The sequence below is a fragment of the Mesorhizobium caraganae genome, from assembly GCF_016836705.1.
Taxonomy (GTDB): domain Bacteria; phylum Pseudomonadota; class Alphaproteobacteria; order Rhizobiales; family Rhizobiaceae; genus Mesorhizobium; species Mesorhizobium caraganae.
In genome coordinates this window covers 1-569 of sequence record NZ_JAFCGY010000114.1, presented here as the reverse complement: position 1 = coordinate 569, position 569 = coordinate 1, and the positions used below count along the sequence as shown (strand labels likewise).

The following is a 569-nucleotide window of genomic DNA, read 5'->3' as shown; positions in this document are numbered from 1 at the left end:
AAACACTATGGCTACGAAAAAGACCGCTGCAAAGAAGAAGGCCGCGCCGAAGGCTGCCGCCAAGACCGCCGCTCCGAAGCCGATCAAGGAAGTGCTGAGCAAGTCGGGCCTGGTCGCGCACCTGGCCGAAGCCACCGGCGTCGTCGCCAAGGACGTCCGCTCGATCCTCGGCGCGCTCGAAGGCGCCGTGCACGCCTCGATCAACAAGAAGGGCGCCGGCGCGTTCACCCTGCCGGGCATCATTAAGATCACCGCCGTCAGCGTCGCGGCCAAGCCGAAGCGCAAGGGCATCAACCCGTTCACCAAGGAAGAGCAGTGGTTCGCCGCCAAGCCGGCCACCGTCAATGTGAAGGTGCGCCCGCTCAAGAAGCTCAAGGACGCCGCGCTCTGATCTGCGGATGCGGCGCGCTTCGGCTCGCCGCATCGCACGTCTGCTTCGCCGGACGCCGCCTTCGGGCGGCGTTTTCTTTTGGCGGCCTTGTCGAAACCGGGGCGGCTGGTTCGTCGTGATCGTAGAAGCCCGGGTAACGGCGGCTCGCCGCCATCGCCGCGGCGCGGCCATGCTGCAG

The 569-nt window shown here is 66.8% G+C and carries 1 protein-coding gene; it reads left to right on the top strand.

The features are described 5' to 3' along the window. Window positions 1–391: HU family DNA-binding protein (locus JQK88_RS35530; protein ID WP_246750194.1), on the top strand; the 391-nt coding region annotated here is incomplete at its 5' end. Between the last annotated feature and the right edge of the window lie 178 nt (window positions 392–569).